The 18,231-nt window shown below is 72.0% G+C and carries 15 protein-coding genes and 2 pseudogenes; 9 read left to right on the top strand and 8 right to left on the bottom strand.

Features of this window, described 5'->3' with window-relative positions:
- Nucleotides 1-61 precede the first annotated feature (61 nt).
- The 4 genes and pseudogenes from ACFXB5_RS02600 to ACFXB5_RS02585 form a co-directional block, all read left to right on the top strand.
- A pseudogene (locus tag ACFXB5_RS02600) lies at nucleotides 62-1,123 on the top strand (LUD domain-containing protein); the annotation flags it as partial.
- 92 nt (nucleotides 1,124-1,215) lie between these two features.
- The gene (locus tag ACFXB5_RS02595) at nucleotides 1,216-1,866 is read left to right on the top strand and encodes a lactate utilization protein C (RefSeq protein WP_385201759.1); all 651 of its coding nucleotides are present in this window, start codon (nucleotides 1,216-1,218) and stop codon (nucleotides 1,864-1,866) included.
- Between the two features lie 177 nt (nucleotides 1,867-2,043).
- Entirely contained in the window at nucleotides 2,044-2,235 is a 192-nt protein-coding gene (locus ACFXB5_RS02590; RefSeq protein ID WP_385201666.1) for a hypothetical protein, read from the top strand.
- An 86-nt stretch (nucleotides 2,236-2,321) separates the two neighbouring features.
- Complete coding sequence (locus ACFXB5_RS02585; protein ID WP_385201664.1) at nucleotides 2,322-3,923, top strand: penicillin-binding transpeptidase domain-containing protein; 1,602 nt, start codon at nucleotides 2,322-2,324, stop codon at nucleotides 3,921-3,923.
- Between the two features lie 9 nt (nucleotides 3,924-3,932).
- Here ACFXB5_RS02585 and ACFXB5_RS02580 read toward each other — a convergent pair whose 3' ends face one another.
- The 3 genes from ACFXB5_RS02580 to ACFXB5_RS02570 form a co-directional block, all read right to left on the bottom strand.
- Nucleotides 3,933-4,295 (bottom strand): DUF4180 domain-containing protein, encoded by a 363-nt coding sequence (locus ACFXB5_RS02580; protein ID WP_385201662.1) that lies wholly within the window; start codon nucleotides 4,293-4,295, stop codon nucleotides 3,933-3,935.
- A gap of 238 nt (nucleotides 4,296-4,533) precedes the next feature.
- Nucleotides 4,534-4,983 carry a 4a-hydroxytetrahydrobiopterin dehydratase gene (locus ACFXB5_RS02575; protein ID WP_385201660.1) on the bottom strand — a complete coding sequence of 150 codons (450 nt, stop codon included), beginning with the start codon at nucleotides 4,981-4,983 and terminating at the stop codon, nucleotides 4,534-4,536.
- Complete coding sequence (locus ACFXB5_RS02570; RefSeq protein ID WP_385201658.1) at nucleotides 4,877-5,887, bottom strand: Twin-arginine translocation pathway signal; 1,011 nt, start codon at nucleotides 5,885-5,887, stop codon at nucleotides 4,877-4,879. Before ACFXB5_RS02570 ends, ACFXB5_RS02575 begins: the two co-directional genes overlap by 107 nt.
- 141 nt (nucleotides 5,888-6,028) lie before the next feature.
- Here ACFXB5_RS02570 and ACFXB5_RS02565 point away from each other — a divergent pair, with 141 nt between their 5' ends.
- The 4 genes and pseudogenes from ACFXB5_RS02565 to ACFXB5_RS02550 all read left to right on the top strand — a co-directional run bounded on the left by ACFXB5_RS02565 (nucleotide 6,029) and on the right by ACFXB5_RS02550 (nucleotide 10,191).
- Complete coding sequence (locus ACFXB5_RS02565) at nucleotides 6,029-6,328, top strand: hypothetical protein (RefSeq protein ID WP_385201656.1); 300 nt, start codon at nucleotides 6,029-6,031, stop codon at nucleotides 6,326-6,328.
- A 208-nt stretch (nucleotides 6,329-6,536) separates the two neighbouring features.
- The gene (locus ACFXB5_RS02560; RefSeq protein WP_385201655.1) at nucleotides 6,537-6,758 is read left to right on the top strand and encodes a hypothetical protein; all 222 of its coding nucleotides are present in this window, start codon (nucleotides 6,537-6,539) and stop codon (nucleotides 6,756-6,758) included.
- Between the two features lie 405 nt (nucleotides 6,759-7,163).
- Nucleotides 7,164-7,259 (top strand): annotated as a pseudogene (locus ACFXB5_RS02555) (carbohydrate ABC transporter permease); the annotation flags it as partial.
- A gap of 13 nt (nucleotides 7,260-7,272) precedes the next feature.
- Complete coding sequence (locus ACFXB5_RS02550) at nucleotides 7,273-10,191, top strand: glycoside hydrolase family 2 TIM barrel-domain containing protein (RefSeq protein WP_385201653.1); 2,919 nt, start codon at nucleotides 7,273-7,275, stop codon at nucleotides 10,189-10,191.
- Between the two features lie 89 nt (nucleotides 10,192-10,280).
- On the opposite strand, the gene ACFXB5_RS02545 is transcribed toward ACFXB5_RS02550, so the two are convergent.
- From ACFXB5_RS02545 to ACFXB5_RS02525, 5 genes are all read right to left on the bottom strand, one after another.
- Nucleotides 10,281-12,266, bottom strand: a complete 1,986-nt coding sequence (locus ACFXB5_RS02545) for a DUF2264 domain-containing protein (protein WP_385201652.1) — start codon at nucleotides 12,264-12,266, stop codon at nucleotides 10,281-10,283.
- Nucleotides 12,263-13,414, bottom strand: coding sequence for a rhamnogalacturonan acetylesterase (locus ACFXB5_RS02540; protein WP_385201650.1), 1,152 nt, complete (start codon nucleotides 13,412-13,414; stop codon nucleotides 12,263-12,265). The genes ACFXB5_RS02545 and ACFXB5_RS02540 overlap by 4 nt, the downstream gene beginning before the upstream one ends.
- A gap of 186 nt (nucleotides 13,415-13,600) precedes the next feature.
- A complete protein-coding gene (locus ACFXB5_RS02535) occupies nucleotides 13,601-14,056 on the bottom strand; it encodes a peroxiredoxin (protein WP_385201649.1) in 456 nt (151 codons plus the stop codon).
- A 36-nt stretch (nucleotides 14,057-14,092) separates the two neighbouring features.
- Nucleotides 14,093-14,401, bottom strand: a complete 309-nt coding sequence (locus ACFXB5_RS02530) for a hypothetical protein (RefSeq protein ID WP_385201647.1) — start codon at nucleotides 14,399-14,401, stop codon at nucleotides 14,093-14,095.
- A gap of 36 nt (nucleotides 14,402-14,437) precedes the next feature.
- Entirely contained in the window at nucleotides 14,438-15,715 is a 1,278-nt protein-coding gene (locus ACFXB5_RS02525; protein ID WP_385201645.1) for an amidase, read from the bottom strand.
- A gap of 258 nt (nucleotides 15,716-15,973) precedes the next feature.
- Between ACFXB5_RS02525 and ACFXB5_RS02520 the strand changes: the two genes are divergently transcribed.
- Entirely contained in the window at nucleotides 15,974-18,226 is a 2,253-nt protein-coding gene (locus tag ACFXB5_RS02520) for an MMPL family transporter (protein ID WP_385201643.1), read from the top strand.
- The last annotated feature ends 5 nt before the right edge of the window (nucleotides 18,227-18,231 follow it).

Raw genomic sequence — 18,231 nt, 5'->3', positions numbered from 1 at the left:
GCGGGCGGTCACCCCGTGACCCCCAGACTCGCGCGCTTCTCGCCGGGCCCCGCGCGCCCACGACCTCCCGTCGCACATCCTGGTCCCGGCGATCCACCGCAACCGGGGCGAGATCCGCGACATCTTCACGGAGAAGATGTCCCAGTGGGGCCGCCCGGCCCCGGAGGGGCTGACCGACGCGCCCGCCGACCTCGCCGAGGCCGCACGGCTCCACCTCCGCGAGAAGTTCCTGAACGCCAAGGTGGGGATCTCCGGCGCCAACTTCATGGTCGCGGAGACCGGCACGCTCGTGGTCGTGGAGTCCGAGGGCAACGGCCGGATGTGTCTGACCCTCCCCGAGACGCTGATCTCCGTCGTCGGCATCGAGAAGGTGGTGCCCACCTTCCAGGACCTGGAGGTCTTCCTCCAGCTCCTGCCGCGCTCCTCGACCGCCGAGCGGATGAACCCGTACACCTCCACCTGGACCGGCACCACGGACGCCGACGGCCCGCGCGCCTTCCACCTCGTCCTCCTCGACAACGGCCGCACCGACACCCTCGCGGACACCGTGGGACGGCAGGCGCTGCGCTGCATCCGCTGCTCGGCGTGTCTCAATGTGTGCCCGGTGTACGAGCGGGCGGGCGGCCATGCGTACGGATCGGCGTACCCGGGCCCGATCGGCGCGATCCTCACCCCCCAACTGCGCGGCACCCAGAGCGAACTGGACGCCTCGCTCCCGTACGCCTCGTCCCTGTGCGGGGCGTGCTACGAGGTGTGCCCGGTCGCCATCGACATCCCGGAGATCCTGGTCCACCTGCGCGAGCGCGTGGTCGAGGGCGGCCCCGCCTCCGTCCGTGGCACCCGTACGGTCATCAAGCCCGCCAAGGGCCACGCCGCCGAGCGCGCCGCGATGCGGGCCGCCCGCTGGGCCCTGGACCACCCCCGGCTGCTGCGCACCGGCCAGCGGCTGGCCTCCCGCACCCGCCGCTTCCATCCACGGCGGCTGCCCGGTCCGGGGCGGGCGTGGAGCGATACGCGGGAGCTGCCGAAGGTGCCGGAGGAGTCGTTCCGCGACTGGTGGCAACGCACCCGGGGCGAGAGCGGCACCGGGAGCGGCACGGAGGGAAGGAAGAACACCACATGACCCCGCGAGACCCCGGCTCCCAGAACCCCGGCGCGCACCACCCCGCCGCCCAGAACCCCAGCGCCCAGGGCACGGGCTCGCGCGCCCTGGTCATGGCCCGGATCCGCCGTGCCCTGGCCGATGTGCCGCGTGCCGAGACACCCGGGGAGGTGCCGGTCGAGCGCACCTACCACCGCGTCCACGGCGATCGCACCGCCGCCCGGACGGCGGACCTCCTCGCGGAGAACCTGGCCGACTACCGCGCGCTCGTCCACCGCGCCGACACCCCGTCGTCCCTCCCGGGCCTGATCGCCCGGCTCCTCGCCGACCGCGGCGCGACCAGCGTGGCCGTCCCCCCGGGCCTCCCCGACTCGTGGCTGTCCGCCGTCCCCGACGCGGTGCGCCGGGTTCCGGACACGGCGGAGCTGACCCCGCACGACCTGGACGCGGTCTCCAGCGTGGTGACGGGCTGCGCCGTGGCCATCGCCGAGACGGGCACCGTGGTCCTGGACGCCGCCCCCGACCAGGGCCGTCGTCGCCTCACCCTGGTGCCCGACCACCACATCTGCGTGATCCGCGTCCCCGACCAGGTCGTGGACTCCGTCCCCGAGGCGCTCGAACGCCTCGACCCGGCCCGTCCGTTGACCTGGATCTCGGGCCCGTCCGCGACCAGTGACATCGAACTCGACCGCGTGGAAGGCGTCCACGGCCCCCGCACCCTCGAAGTGATCCTCGCCGGGCCGGAATCCCCTGGTCAGAGCTGATGGAACGGCAGGGGAGCCCAGGAGGCATACCTCTGCCGTGACGGGGCATATGCCATGGGGGCATAGAGGGGAACACCTGCGCGGGGGATGCGGCGTTCCTCACATACCGCCGGTAACACCGCTGTTGGGCGGTTTACGCCGATGCCATTGTCGGTAGGGGCCTCTACTCTTATGGCTATGCGTCCGACTCCTACTCACCAACCTGCCTTACTGACCACCCCGGCCACCGACCAGGCCAACGAGGCGATACGCGTCTTTCTGCGGGCCCGGGCCGGCCGGGCGCTGCGGCCTTCGGAGCGGGCCGAGTACAGCCGGTTGCTGAAGGTCTACACACGGGCGTTGCGCGGCGAGGTGGAAAAGGCCGCCTGAGCGGCACGGGGGCGATGCGCGCAACGGCCCGCGCCACCCACGAAGGTGAAAGCCGGCCGACCACAGGTGAAAATCGGGGGGACGCCATGCGAGCGGTGGGGAAGGTCGTCTTAGGGGCACTGTCAGTGGGGCTCCTGGGGATCGCGGGCTACGGCGGATACAACCTCTACACGGGCGTGACAGGCGGCGACACCACCGCGGCCCATGACGGTCCGGTGACCGGGGACGAGGCCCGGCGGACCGCGCGGGAGTTCCTGGACGCGTGGGCGGACGGCAATGACATGCTCGCCGCCGGGCTCACCAACGACGCCGAGTCGGCCATCGGCGCCCTCAGCGGCTATCGCGACGACGGGCATGTGAAGAAGGTGACGGCCACCCCGGGCACGGCGCGGGGCACCACGGTCCCGTTCACCATCAAGGCCGACGTGGTCTTCGGCAAGGCCCGATCCAGCTGGACCTACACATCACGGCTGACCGTGGTGCGCGGCCGGACGACCAAGAAGCCGCTGGTCGACTGGCGGCCCTCCGTCCTCCACCCCAAACTGGGCGACAACGAGTCCGTACGGACGGATCTGGCGGACAATCCGCCGGTCCGGGTGCTGGACCGCGACGGCGAGGAGCTGCGGCAGGGCCGCTATCCCTCGCTCGACCCGGTGCTGATCGCGCTGCGCGCGAGATACGGGGCCGACGCGGGCGGCACGGCCCGGGTGGAGGTCTCGGCGGTCAAGCCCGACGGGACCGCCGGAGCCACGCTCCATGTGGTGACGAAGGGCACCCCGGGAACGCTGCGCACCACCCTGGACGCCGGGGTGCAGAGGAGCGCGGAGAAGGCGGTGGCCACGCGCGACGGCGCCTCAGTGGTGGCGCTCAAGCCCAGCACCGGGGAGATCCTGGCGGTGGCCAACTCCGACCAGGCCGAGTTCAACGCCGCGTTGCAGGGGCAGACGGCTCCGGGGTCCACGTTCAAGATAGTCACCGCGGCCACTCTGCTGGAGGCGGGCAAGGTCAGCCCGGGCCGCCTGGTGCCGTGCCCGAAGACGGCGGCGTACGCACAGGGCATGATGTTCCACAACGTCGAGGACAGCGAGAACCCGGCCGCCACCTTCGCGCAGGACTTCGCGGCGTCCTGCAACACCGCGTTCGTCTCGCTCGCCGGGGCCGTGCCCGAAGGCGCGTTGGCCCAGGAGGCGCGGACCGTGTTCGGGCTCGGGCTGAACTGGCGGGTGGGGGTCACCACCTTCGACGGCGAGGTGCCGAACGGAAGCGGCGACGACAAGGCCGCGGCCATGATCGGCCAGGGCACGGTCCAGATGAATCCGCTCACCATCGCCTCGGTCGCGGCCACCGCCCAGACGGGCACCTTCAAGCAGCCCGTCCTCGTACCGCGCTCCGTCGACCACCGGGAGATCGCCACCAGCGACCGCGGTCTCGGCCCGGCCACCGTCTCGCAGCTGAAGGCCATGATGCGGCTGACCGCGACCAGTGGCACCGCCGCCCGCGCGATGTCCGGGCTCACCGGCGACATCGGCGCCAAGACGGGTTCGGCCGAGATCGACGGCCAGCCCAGGACCAACGCCTGGTTCACCGCCTACCGGAACGATGTGGCGGCCGCCGCCATGGTCACCGGCGGTGGGCACGGCGGGGATGCCGCCGGGCCCGTCGTCCGCGCGGTGCTCACCGCGGGCTGAGACTCCCCCTCAGCTCTTCAGCCGCTCCCGCAGCTCCTCGACATCCCCCAGGAACCACGTCTGCCGTCCCCGATCGCACTCACGGACGAAGTCCCGCAGCGCCGAACTGTCCTCCTTATGACGGGAGATGTCGCCGAGGACCACCAACCCCATGGCGTATTGCACGAACTTCTGGATGATGTCCCCGGCCACCCGCGTGCTCAGCCGGAAGAACGCCTCGTCGAACCGCTCGACCGGGATGACGACCCACTGGGCGCCCTGATACCCGGCGTTGCCGATGAGATCCAGCGCGTCGCGTTCACCGCCGATGGTCTCGCCCTCGGCGGCACACATCAGGACGGGGACGCCGTGGATCGTCTGCAGATCGCTCATGGCCCCAAGGCTATGGGCGCACATGGGCACGGTCGACGGCATTACGGCGTCCCGTCCCCCGCCGATGCCCTCCCCGAACCCGTTCCGGGCCTTCCTCAACTGCCCCTACGTGCGCGGTGTCGCTCGTCGACGTTGGCGGAGGCGCGAGCCTCAAGGGCGCGACCGTGCAAGGCTCAGGGCACATGGAGTTGGCCCTGAGCCTCGCGCGAGAAGCGGGAATCCTGTTCGAGTTGCATCCTCATGTCCCGGCACGCCGCGCGAAGCGAAACCGTGTATGGGGAGACCAACGCGTCCACTCGCAGCGGTGCTGCATGGACATCAGCGGGACGGCCACCGGAGGTGCACGCCGTGTAACGGCGTTGCAGCTGGAGTACCAGGATGCCGTTTTTGCTCCGTGTGCGGCTGCCACGCGCTCGATCTCTGCCACCAGTTTGAAGTCCAGCGGCGTGATCACAGCGCCGGCGCTGTATGTCGTGATGCTGAAGTGCAGCCGCTCCCATCGGATGTCGATGTCCGGGTGGTGCTGAAGTTTCTGCGCGGCCTCGGCCACCTCGTTGATGACCTTGATGCTCGTGTAGTAGTCAAGCTGGTAGGTCTTGCCGATCCGGCTCGTGTCTCCGGACCAGCCTTCCCAGCGTTCCAGACGCGTCTGGACTTCCTCTGCTGTCAGCGGGTCTCGTTCTGCCATGTGGTGCCTCTACCCTCGGCGAGCGGTTCGGCAGCCCGATACCGTCGAACAGCGCCCGCACCTTTTGGCCCTGCGGTGCGAGGTGCCACGGCGCCAGGCGTTCCCAGGCGGTCGTCAATTCCCTGCGCAGCCGTGCGGACTCAACCTCTTTCGCTACGTGTACCGCGGCCTCCAGGGCTGCTACCGCCTCGTCCGGGCGCCTGCTGTCTGCCAGCGCGGCCGCCTGACGGGCGGCGAAGACACCGGAGCTCCGCCACTCCGCGGAGGGCATGACCTGATCCCACAGCCGAACGGCTTCCGCGCCGAGCTGCATCCGGCTGTAGCAGGTGGCCCGCTGGATCTCCAGGTAGAGCGGGGTCCTGGTCGCGACGCCCCATGGGTGATCGTCATCGATGCGATCAATGAGTCGGCCAGCTCGGTCGAGTAGCTGGTCGCAGGCTCTGCGGTCGCCGACCAGGGCGTGTCCGTGTGCCGCCTGCTGAAGTGCCTGAACCTTGACCTTGGCGCACAGCCGCTTCTCGTCAGCCAGGGCCGCACTGGCCATCTCGACGGTTGTGGGGCCGTCGCCGAGGTCCATGTCCACCATGGCGCGGTTGGTCAGCGCATGGGCCACGAGCTGTTTGTCGTGAGCGCGGTGGGCCAACTCCAGCGTGCGGGTGCCCCAGGCTGATGCCTGATCGAGCTGACCGGCATCCTCCTGGAGCCAGGTGATCAGCCCGGTGAAAGCCGCCGCCGTCTGCCATAGCCGCCTGCGGAGGCCGCCGTGACTGTTGGTCGCCAGGTGCGCGACGATCTGGAATTGCGCGGCCGCGGTCGGGATCAACCGGCGCGGGCTCTGCGCCGCGTCGGCTCGCCAGAGGTCATCGAGCCGGCGCCGGAAGTACGCCACAGCCTCGGGGGGCACGGCTTGGAGCCGAGAACTCCGGATGGGATGACGGACAGCGCGAGGCCACTGCTGTCCGTGAGGAACGTGCGCGAGGCGACGCGATCATGAAGACGGCGAGCCAGTGGGCACCACCGAACGGTACTGAAATCGAGGCACTCCGTGCGGGCCGGTGAAGCGGTCGGCGCGGTCATCGCGGATCCCGACCGCGCCCGGTTGTACTTCCTCATCCCGTCCGGCACCGCCGCGGGCTGGAACCTGCGGTACGCGGACGTGCTCGGAGACGGTCCTCAGGCGGTTTTCGTGGGTGTGCCGCCCGTGAGCCGCAGGGAGGGGCCCGGTGTGCACTGGTGCGTGCCACCCCTGCGTGATCAGTACCTCACTGACCCCGTCTTCCTGTACGAGGCGCTGCGCGCCGCGACGCTTGCCGAGTTGGGAGCCCAGCCGGGAGACGGGCGGTGACGAGGCAGATCTGCGGGCGCTGCCAGCAGTCGACGGACGAGCCGGTCGTCGTCGGAGTGGAGCATGGCGCAAGCGTCGGAGGCCGCACTGCGTACGCCTGCCCTGAGTGTGCACCGAGCCTCCCGAAGCAGGTCGATGTGTTCGCCGCCGTAGCCGCCATGCGCCGCGCACGGGAGACGGGGCGCACGATCCGGACGGGACGGTCGTGATGGCCGACACCCCCGAGGTCGCGTCCGCTCTCGTCCTTGAACACGGGATGGACTGCCCTACCTGCCGCACCAGCGACCGCCTATGCGACACCGGTCAGGAACTGCTGCGCATCCACAACGCCAACCGCTCCGATGCGGCCGCCCCGCACACGGGAGCGCCCGGGAGCGCCCGGGCGCTGCGACTGCTGCGGCAGGAATCAGAAACTCTCGACGGTCCATGAACCCACCCCGACCAGGCCCGGACGGACGCGCTACGTCTGCCCAGGATGCGCGCCCCGGCCCCCAGGCCGGGATCACGCTCCGGAGGGCGTCTCCGCCGGGCGGCCGGCGGCTCGGCGCGAGCGACAGCGCACCGAATAACAGCCCATCGAACAGACGAGGCGGACCGCCGGCTTCCGCTCCCCGTGCGGCTGAGGGCTCCGCCTTGTCCGGACGGCCGGGAGCGAGCATCGGGACGCCCTGGGACGCCCCGGGACGCGCACGGAAATCGCGTCCCGGGGGCCTCGTGGGAATGACTACGCCATCGGCGTGCACCAGAGTTCTCTGGCACTCTTACCTTGCGGTCGGGGCCCTTGCCGCGCGCAGTTGGCCGTTGGCCTTCTTATCCATCCGCCCCTGTTTCTTCTGCAACGGCCGTATCGATCCCGCCACTTGTCCTGGTCTTCGTGTTCCTCCAGCGCTGGCTGGTGCAAGGTGTGGCACAGACCGGTATCAAGGGCTGACCGAGGAGAGTCGATGAGCTCCACGCAGCACACGCCACTGCCCTACTACGAGGACGTCTCCCCCGGCGCGGGAGCGCTGCCGCCCCGCCCCTGGACCCCATCCTCCGACGCCGCGCGGCTGAGCCTGAACGGGACGTGGTCGTTCCGGCTGTCACCGACCGCCACCGCCCAGGACGACTCCTTCGCCCGCCCGGGCTACGACGCCCGCGGCTGGGACGAGCTCCCGGTGCCCGCCCACTGGGTGCTGCACGGCCACGGGGCGCCGATCTACACCAATGTGCGCTACCCCTTCCCGGTGGATCCGCCGCGGGTGCCCGACGAGAACCCGACCGGCGACCATCTGCGCGTCTTCGACCTGCCCGGCGACTGGCCGGAGGGCGGGGACGCGGTCCTGCGCTTCGAGGGCGTCGAGTCCTGCGCCCGGGTCTGGCTCAACGGCGAGGAGCTGGGCACCTTCAAGGGCAGTCGGCTGCCGCACGAGTTCGCGGTCGGGGGCCTGCTCCAGCCGTCGGGCAATGTGCTGGCCGTACGCGTCCACCAGTGGTCCTCCGGAACCTATCTCGAGGACCAGGACCAGTGGTGGCTGCCCGGCATCTTCCGTGAGGTGACGCTCGAGCACCGCCCCGAGGGCGCGCTCGACGACTACTTCGTCCACGCCTCGTACGACCACACCACCGGCGAGGGCACGCTGCGGATCGACTCCGACCCCGGCGGCCGGGTCACCGTCCCCGAGCTGGGGCTTGACCTGGCCACCGGGGAGAGCGCCACCGTCCCCGTCGAGCCGTGGACGGCGGAGACGCCCCGGCTGTACGAGGCGCGGCTGACCACCGTGGGCGAGAGCGTCCCGCTGCGGGTGGGCTTCCGTACCGTGGTGGTCGAGGACGGGCTGCTCAAGGTCAACGGCCGGCGGGTGCTCTTCCGCGGCGTCAACCGGCATGAGTTCCATCCGGAGAACGGGCGGGCGGTGGACCTCGCGACCATGCGCCGCGATCTGGTGCTGATGAAGCGGCACAACATCAACGCCGTGCGCACCAGCCACTATCCGCCGCATCCGGCCTTCCTCGGGCTCTGCGACGAGCTGGGGCTGTGGGTCATCGACGAATGCGATCTGGAGACCCACGGCTTCGTCGACCTGGACTGGCGGAACAACCCGGTGGACGACGACCGCTGGACCCCGGCGCTGCTCGACCGGGCCGAGCGGATGGTCGAGCGGGACAAGAACCACCCGTCCGTGGTGATGTGGTCGCTGGGCAACGAGTGCGGCACCGGGCGCGGGCTGTCCGCCATGGCCGACTGGATCCGGGAGCGCGACCCGTCCCGGGTGATCCACTACGAGGGCGATCTGTCCTGCGCCGATACGGACATCTACTCGCGGATGTACGCGCCGCACGAGGAGGTCGACCAGATCGGCCGACGCACCGAGCCGCCGTGGGGCGATCCGGAGCTGGACGCGAAGCGCCGGGCGCTGCCGTTCATCGAATGCGAGTACGCGCACGCCATGGGCAACGGTCCCGGCGGGCTGAGCGAGTACCAGCGGCTGTTCCAGGAGCATGAGCGCTGCCAGGGCGGTTTCGTCTGGGAGTGGATCGACCACGGCTTCACCCGGCGCGCCCCCGACGGCCGCTTCTACCACGTGTACGGCGGCGACTTCGGCGAGGAGCTGCACGACGGGAACTTCGTGTGCGACGGGCTGCTCTTCCCCGACCGCACCCCCTCCCCCGGCCTGATCGAGTACAAGAAGGTCATCGAGCCGGTGCGGATCGAGGGCGACGGGGCCGATGGCACGGTCCGGATCACCAACGGCCACGACTTCGCCGATCTGTCCCATCTCGTCTTCTCCTGGACCTATGAGGCCGAGGGCGAGGCGATCGGCTCGGGTGAGCTGGCGGTACCGCCGCTGCCCCCGGGCGAGTCCGCCGTTCTGAAGCTCCCGGCGCCGCCCGACGCCGAGGCCGGAGCGGAAGCGTGGTGGACGGTCGAGGCGCGGCTCGCGGCCGCGACGGCGTGGGCCGAGGCGGGCCATCCGGTGGCCTGGGCCCAGCTCCCCGCCGCCACACCGGCCCGCACCCCCGCCTCGGGAGTGGCGCCGCGCCGCGACGGCGGCCGGATCGTGCTCGGCCCCGGCGTCTTCGACGCGGCCACCGGCGCCCTGACCTCGCTCGGCGGGCTCCGCCTCGCCGAACCGCCCCGGCTGGACATCTGGCGTGCGCCCACCGACAACGACAACGGCGCGTCCTGGCAGCCGGACGAGCGCTGGGGCCTGATCTGGCGCCGGTTCGGACTGCACCGGATGCGGCACCGGACCGACGCGGTGGAGACGACGCCGGACGGTGCGCTGACCGTCCGTACCCGCGTCGCGCCCGCCGCCGTCGACATCGGCCTGGAGACGGTCTACCGCTGGACCGCCGACGGGGACGGACGGCTGAGCCTCGCGGTCTCCGTCACCCCGCTCGGCGAGTGGACCTTCCCGCTGCCGCGCCTCGGCCTGCGGCTCGGGGTCCCGGCCGCGCTGGGCGACGCCGAGTGGTTCGGCGGCGGCCCCGGCGAGGCGTACCCGGACACCCGCGCCGCCGCGCGCGTGGGGCGGTGGGCACTGTCGGTGGACGAGCTCCAGACGCCGTACGTCCGCCCACAGGAGAACGGCGCCCGGATCGACGTCCGCTGGGTGCGGCTGACCGCGCCCGATGGATCGGGGGTGCGGATCGAGGGCGAGGCGGCCTTCTGGTTCACCGCGCGCCGCTGGACCACCGAGCAGCTCGACGCGGCCGAGCACACACCGGATCTCGAACCGTCGAACGAGACGGTGTGGGTGAACCTGGACCACGGACAGCAGGGCATCGGCAGCCAGTCCTGCGGCCCGGGGGTGCTGGACGAACACCGCCTGGACGCGGCCCCCGCCGAGTTCTCGTTCACCTTCTCGCGGTTGCGCTGACGGTCGTACGGTCCGGGGCCGGTCCTGGCGACCGGTCCCGTACCGCCGTTGGCTACTCCACCCGCACCGGGGGCCCCGGACCGCCGCGGCTACTCCACCCGCACCGCGCCCTCCGGTCCGAACCGCGCCCGCCGCACCTCGCCGTCCCACCAGGTGACCGTCACCAGATGGGTCCCGTCGCCCGCCGGGCCCGCCGCCGCGCGGACCAGGTCGGCCAGCGGGGGCGCGGCGGCGTCGGCCGTGAGACGGGCGAGGCAGAGGAAGAGGTCGCCTCCGGCGCGGCCCGTCGTCTCACCGGCCAGCGCGGGTGAGACGGCGCGCCGGGCGAAGGCCGTGGGGGCGGCGGGCAGGGTGCCGTCCTTCATCAGGCCGTGGAGCGGCAGCAGTTCGGACCGTGGCCCCTCCTCCGCCACCGGGGGATCCGCGACCGCCCAGCCCGTCTGGCGGACGGCCCGGCCCGGCGCGGCGCCGGTCACCAGGTGGATCCGGACCTCCACGGCGCCGCGCACCAGCACCAGCGAGGTGACGCACGCCTCCTCGCCCGCCTCCGGCTCCTCCCCCGCCAGTCGCGCCCGATGGCGCGAGGCGGCCCAGCCGTCGCCCGCGCCCAGTGGCTCCAGCGCGGTGCGCAGGGAGATCCGGCCGCCGTGGACCAGGCCGAAGTGGTTGTCGGGGGCGACGCCGTACGGGAAGGGGCCGGTGGCCGTGGAGTAGGCGAGGCGGGCGTAGTGGGGGTCGTCCTGGTCGGGGTCGCCGGGCGGCGGGAGGTGTTCGCTGCCGTGGTTGTGGAGCCGCACCAGACCGTCGCCCGCGGTGGACTGGAGCAGCCAGTTGGGGCCGGGGACGGCGCGCGTCACGTCCGCGCGCTCGGCGGGCCCTGGCTCCTCGCGCGCCGTCCAGACCTCGTGGTCGGCCGGGAGCAGCAGCCCCAGGAAGCCCTTGGCGGCCCAGTACGGGGACGCGGGGCCGGAGTACGGCTGGAGGACGCCGTCGTAGGGGCCGTACCAGCCGAGCGAGAGCAGTCCCCGGTCCGTGATCGCGCCCCGGTCGAGGAAGTGGCGCAGGGCGCCGGAGGCGAGGCGGCGGGTGGTTCCGGGATCAAGCGGGGTGTGGCCGGTGAGGGCGCCCAGCCACAGGGGCGCGGCGGCGGCGAAGCGGTACGTCAGGGAGCGGCCCTGGTGCAGCGGGGCGCCGTCGGCGCCGAAGAGGTGGGCGTAGTCGGCGAGATGGGTGGCCAGCCGACGCCCGTAACGGTCGAGCCGCTCGTCGTCCTGGGACAGCCATGCCTCGAGCGCCGGATACAGGTGCAGGGCCCAGCCGTTGTAGTAGTCGAAGGCGCGGCCCGCGCCGTCGCTGTACCAGCCGTCGCCGGTGTACCAGGGCTCGATCCGCTCCAACCCGCGCGCCACGGCGGCGCGGGCGGCCTCCGGCTCGATGTCCGCCTCGGTGAGGAAACCGCCGACGGCGACGGGGAACAGCTCCCAGTTGCTGGGTACGGGTTCGGCGGTGAGCGCGTCCACCAGCCAGGCCGCCACCCGCTCCCGGACGCCGTCGTCGAGCCGGTCCCACAGCCAGGGGCGGGTGAGCCGCAGCCCGAGCGCGATGGAGGCGGACTCGACCAGCGGCTGGCCGCGGTCGGTGATCCGGGGCCAGTCCTCGGATCCGTCGCCGCCGGGGTGTGCGGTGCCGGGGTGTGCGGTGCCGGGGTGTGCGGTGCCGAGGTGCGCGGTGCCGGTGGCGAGCCCGTCCGCGTACCGCTCCAGCAGCCCGCCGGGATCGGCGCCGCGCGCCCCCGCGATGCGGAAGGCGGCCAGCAGAAACGTCCGGGCGAAACCTTCGAGGCCGTCGGAGCGGGGGCCCGACCAGCTCGGCCGGTCGCCCGGGAGCGGGTAGAGGGCGCCGCCGGGGGTCGCGTACGGGGCGACGGCGGCGAGCAGGCCGTCGGCGGCGGCCTCCCAGTGGGCACGGGTCCAGCCGGTGCGGGGGCTGAGGTCGCGGTCCTCCGGGGGCAGCGCGAGGTGCGGTGCGAGGCTTGGCGTGCGGTGCGGCGTGAGGCGCGGTGCGAGGCCGGTCATCGGAGCACCCCCGCGGGGACGAGACGCTGGGCACGCAGCTCGCCGAGCACCAGCCGCGCGAACTCGGTGGCGCCATGGGCGGAGGTGTGGGTGTTGTCGCGGGCCTCGTCGTAGAGGTACAGCCGCTTGGACCCCTCGGGGCCGAGCTCCTCCACGAGCCGCTTGGTGAGCGCGGTCAGATCGATGAGCGGTACGCCCCGCTCGGCGGCGAGCGAGCGCATCTCGGCGGGCAGATTCACCCCGAGGCCGTTGATGTGCAGGGCGGTGGCGTTGTCGAGGGTGCCGTCGTCGTTGAACCAGCGGCGCACGATGGGCGTGACGAGCACGGGCTTGCCGCCGCGCGCCGGTACGCCGTCGAGCAGCGCGCCGAGGTTGGCGCGGTAGTCGGCGGCGGTCGTCTGCTTGTCGTTGTGGGCGAACTGGACGAGGACGGTGTCGCCCGGTCGGATCAGCGGGCGCATGGTGGCGAAGAGCCGGGGGTCGGCGAGGAAGGAGCCCGAACTCTCCCCCGAGTCGGCGTAGTTGGCGACCGACAGCCCGCGCCGGAAGAACTGCGGCAGCTGCTGGCCCCACCCGGTGTACGGGGCGGTGAGCTGGTCGCACACGGTGGAGTCCCCGCCGAGGAAGAGCTGGTGGCGGCGGCCGGGGGTGGTTTTGGTGGCCTCGCTGACCTCGGTGACCTTGGTGGCCTCGCTGACCTCGCTGGCCTTGGTGACCTCGGTGACCTTGAGACCGGCGAGGCGCGGCGCGTCGCCGCCGAAGGCGAGGTCGAGCCCGGGGCTTCCACTGGGCCCGGTGGGCTCGCCCTCCGGCTCCCGTACGTTCACGGTGAAGGAGCGGATGAGCCGCTGCCCGGCGGCGGTCGGCGTGGCGGCGAGCATCGTCCGCCGCGACTCGGCGGTGACGCCGGTGCTGCCCGCCTGGGCGCCGCCGAGGACCGCCGTCACGTCGTACGTACCCGGCGGGACATCGGCGTGGCAGACGATGGGCGCGGTGCCGGTGCACTGCGGGACGACCGCGGCCGTGGTCGCGGTCGTGGCCGCGGCCGGGCTTTCGGCGGGCCCGGGGCTCCCGGCCCAGGCCGGGGCGCCCGATAAGGCGGCGAGGCAGGCGGTGGCGGCCAGCAGTGCGGTACCGGCGCGTCTCATGAAGGCTCCTCGGCTCGGCTCAGTTCGGCGATGGAGGTTCGCCGATGGCGGGGGAAGCTACGGTCGGCCGCCTGACCATACGCCGTGTCGGCAAGCGCTTGCTAGAGGGCACAAACGTCAGCGGGGGCCGCTCAAGAGGCGGCCCCCGCAAGTGATTTCCGCCGGACGCGGAGGGTCGTACGGGACTTACCCGTTCCTGCCCCGCAGGGCATCGAGCGCCCGGTCCGCGTGCACGCTCATCCGGAACTCGCTCTTGACGATCTCCAGCACTTTGCGATCGGTATCGATCACAAAGGTGACCCGCTTGGTCGGCACCGCCGCGATCCCGCGCTTCACCCCGAACCGCTCCCGCACAGTCCCCTCCGGATCCGACAGCAGCGGATAGCCGAAGGAGTACGCATGGGCGAACTCCGCCTGCTTCTCGACCGAATCGGCGCTGACCCCGACCGGCTGGGCGCCGAACTCCTTGAACTCCGCCGCGATGTCCCGGAAGTGGCACGCCTGTTTGGTACAGCCGGGGGTGAAGGCCGCCGGATAGAAGAACAGCACCACCGGGCCGTCCGCCAGCAGCCCGCTGAGCGAACGGACGGTGCCGCTCTCATCCGGCAGTTCGAAGTCCTCGACCACATCACCGATGTCCATGAGGGCACGCTACCGGCCGCCGCGCCCGGCGAAGCATCAGTAGCGCAATCGGGCGGTGTGGCCGTCGATGCGCAGGATGCATTCGGTGAACAGCGCCATCGACGGACTGTCGTCCGTGGGGACCAGCCGCAGCCCGAGGTCCATGATGGACCGGATCACCTGGGCGGTACGGCTTCCGTCGGGATCCTGTCCGCGCAGCGCGGACCACGCCTCGAACTGCGCCCGGACCGTCTCCCACCCCGGGCCCGGCGTGAAGTGGCACAGAAAAACCGGCTGGTCGACCCCGTACTGGCGTAACTCGCCGACTGCGGACTCACCTTGCATAAGCCACCATGTGGCAGTCATCTCGTCCCCAACTCCGTACACGGGGGTGGATACCCATCATACGGGTGCGGTCGTCCCAACGAGGACCGACTCCACATCAGGGGCCCAGCCCAGCAGCCGCTCGTCCGCTCCCGGCCGGGCCACGCACTGCACGCCCAGCGGAAGGGAATTGGCCGCCCGGCCCGCGGGGAGCGCCAGAGCGGGGGCTCCCGCGTAGCTCCAGGGGAGGCTCATCACGGAGTTGCCGGTGCTCTTCAGGCCGTACGGCGCGGGGCCCGTGGCCGCCGGGGTGATCCACAGATCGATCCCGTCCCGGTCCATGGCGGCCACCAGCCGCTCGCGGAACCCGGCGCGGGCGCGCAGGGCCGCGGCGTACGCGTCGTCGCTCATCCGCTGCCCCTCCCGGATCGCCTCGACGGTCTGCTCGCGGTACCGCTCGCCGTGGCGCGGGAACCATACGGCGTGGGTCCGCGCCAGCTCATAACGGTTGATCACCCGCTGCTCCGCCACGACCCGTTCGAAGTCGTCCGGGAAGGGCATCCGGCGAACCGTGAATCCGGCGGCCGCCAAGTGCCCCGCCCGCTCCTCGAAGGAGCTCCTGGCCTCGGCGTCGACGCGGTCGAGATACGGCCCGATCGGAACGCCGAGCACCGGCCGCCGCCCCGCCGCCGCCTCCCCGCCCTCGCCGGACGGCCGCCATCCGTCGCACAGCACGGCCGCCGCCGGGGCCAGGGTCGCCACATCGGGGGCGAAGAGGCCCACGGTGTCGAAGGTCGGGGCGTTGGGGATCACACCGTCGGAGGGGATGCGGCCGTGGGTCGGCTTGAAGCCGACGACCCCGCAGTAGGCCGCCGGGCGGATCATCGAACCGATCGTCTGGGTCCCGACGGCCAACGGCACCATCCCCGCCGCCACGGCCGCCGCCGAACCGCTGCTGGAGCCGCCCGGAGTGTGGTCGAGCTGGTGCGGATTGCGGGTCGGCCCGGGAGCGGTCACGGCGAACTCGGCGGTGACGGTCTTGCCCGCCACCAGCGCCCCCGCCTCCCGCAGCCGCCCGACAAGCGACGCCTCCGCCTCGGCGAACACCTCGGCGGGAACGTCCGACCCGGCACGCGTGGGCAACCCCTCGACATGCACGATGTCCTTCACGCCCACCATGACCCCATACAGCGGCGGCCGCCCGTCCACATCGCCCCACCGCTCATCGGCCACCCGCGCCGCACGCCCCAACCGGTCCCGCCGGCCGGGCTCGGGCACGAAGGCCTGGATCTCCCCGTCCCCAGCCTCGATCCGGTCACAGGTCCGCGCGGCCACGGTGGCGCAAGAGGTGTCCATGAACCGAGGCTACGCGGCGCACCGCGCTCCCGTACGACCCGGCGAGCCGGTCCTGTCGATATAACCCCGGCCCGAATAGCCCCGGCCCGAGCCGGCCTGTAGTGCGTGGGCACCAGGGCACATGAGTGGCTGGTCCGGGTGCACCAGAGGAAGACGGCGGCGCAGGACGATGCCCGGCGGGGCGCCGGAGGGAAGTGTTGGAGGCGCGTGAATCCCGCGCGATTCCCCTTGCCCAACGGTGTCTGGAGTGATCAACAGGTGGCTACATATCTTTACCGGCTCGGACGGTGGGCCTTCCGGCGCCGCCGGCTCGTGGGTGGTCTGTGGCTGGGGGTCCTGGTGCTGGCCATCGCCGCCGCGGGCGTGGCGCCGGAGGGGAAGGAAGAGGACCTCTCCATGCCCGGCACCGAGTCGCAGAAGGCGTTCGACCTGCTGGACGAGCGCTTCCCCCAGAGCAACTCCCAGGGTGCCGAAGCCCGCTTGGTGTTCCGGGCCCCGGACGGGCAGCGGGTGACGGCCAGGGAGAACAAGGCGGCCGTCGAGAAGGCGCTCGGCTCGCTGGACGGGAGCGATCAGGTCGCGTCGACCACCGACCCGTATGAGACCGACGCCGTCAGCGAGGACGGCACCATCGCCTACTCCACGATCACCTACACCGAGACAGCCGTCGACCTGACCGGGGCGACGAAGAGCGCCCTCGAGGACGTCGCCGGCCAGGCCCGGGACGCGGGACTGACCGTGGAGATCGGCGGCTCGGCCCTGGACTCGGAAGAGGAACCGGGCGGTACGACGGAGATCATCGGCGTGGCGGTGGCGGCGGTGGTGCTGGTCCTCGCCCTCGGGTCGCTGGTCGCGGCCGGATTGTCGCTGCTGACCGCCTTCGTGGGCGTGGCCATCGCCTTCGGCCTGGTCTCCGCGCTGGCCGTTCCGCTGGGCCTGACGTCCACCGTCGCCATCCTGGCACTGATGCTGGGGCTGGCGGTCGGCATCGACTACGCACTCTTCATCACCTCCCGCTTCCGCGACGAGCGCGCCCAGGGCAGCGAGCCGGAGGAGGCCGCCGGCCGGGCGGTGGGCACGGCCGGATCCGCCGTCGTCTTCGCCGGTGCGACCGTCTTCATCGCCCTGGTCGGGCTGGGGGTCGTCGGAATCCCCGAACTCACCAAGATGGGCATGGGCGGCGCGGGCGCGGTGGCCCTTGCCGTACTCGTCGCACTGACCCTGGTCCCCGCGCTGTTCGGGTTCTTCGGCCGGCGGGTACTGTCCCGCGCCGTCCGCAAGGCACCCTCGTACCGCCGGTCGGGCAGCGAGCGCCCGCACGCGGCGCCCAGCGCGGCCGGCCGGCCCGGACTCGGCACCCGCTGGGCGCGGTTCGTGCTGCGTCGGCCGGTGACCGTGCTGCTGATCGCCGGACTCGGTCTCGGCGCCGTCGCCGTACCGGCGCTGAGCCTCGAACTCGGGCTGCCCGGAGACGAGTCCAAGTCGGTGGAGACCACCCAGCGCCGCGCCTACGACCTGCTGTCAGAAGGCTTCGGCCCCGGCTTCAACGGCCCGTTGACCGTGGTCGTCGACACGTCGGAGTCCGGGGACACCCGGGCCACCACGGACCTGGTCGCCAAGACCGTACGGGCAGTGGACGGGGTCGCGTCGGTCGGTGAGCCGGTTCTCAGCCGGACCAAGGACACGGCCGTCCTCACCGCCGTCCCGCGGACCGCGCCGAACAGCGGCGAGACCAAGGACCTGGTGAACACGATCCGGGGCGCGGTCTCCGGCGTCGAAGCCGACACGGGCGCGGGCATTCTGGTGACCGGCACCACCGCGATGAACATCGACATCTCCGAAGCCATGTCCGACGCCCTCATCCCCTATCTGACCGTGGTCATCGGCCTGGCGGTGCTCCTGCTGATGGTGGTCTTCCGCTCGGTCCTGGTCCCGGTCAAGGCCGCGCTCGGCTTCCTGCTGTCGGTGGGTGCCGCCTTCGGCGTCCTCGTCGCCGTCTTCCAGTGGGGCTGGGCGGCCGACCTGATCGGCATCGAGCAGACCGGACCGGTCATGTCGCTGATGCCGATTCTCATCATCGGCATAGTGTTCGGCCTCGCCATGGATTACGAGGTCTTCCTCCTCAGCCGGATGCGGGAGGCCTACGTCCATGGCGCGTCCCCCGGCGAGGCCATCGTCAACGGGTTCCGGCACAGCGGACGTGTGGTGGCCGCGGCGGCGATCATCATGGTCAGCGTGTTCGCCGGATTCATCGGGATGAGCAGCCCGACCATTCAGACGATGGGCGTCGGCCTGGCCGCCGCCGTCGCCTTCGACGCCTTCGTGGTCCGGATGGCGATCGCACCCGCGGTGCTGGCACTGCTCGGTCACCGGGCCTGGTGGCTGCCTCGTATCCTGAACCGTGTGCTGCCGAATGTGGACATCGAGGGTGAGAAGCTGAGCAGGCAGGTCCCGGCCTCCGCGACCGCGCCGGACGCGGCGGTGCCGCGGCTCCCCGTCGGCCGGGACTGAACCGG

The organism is Streptomyces sp. NPDC059455 (genome assembly GCF_042750115.1).
Taxonomy (GTDB): Bacteria; Actinomycetota; Actinomycetes; order Streptomycetales; family Streptomycetaceae; genus Streptomyces; species Streptomyces endocoffeicus.
This window is presented reverse-complemented; position numbering and strand designations above follow the sequence as displayed.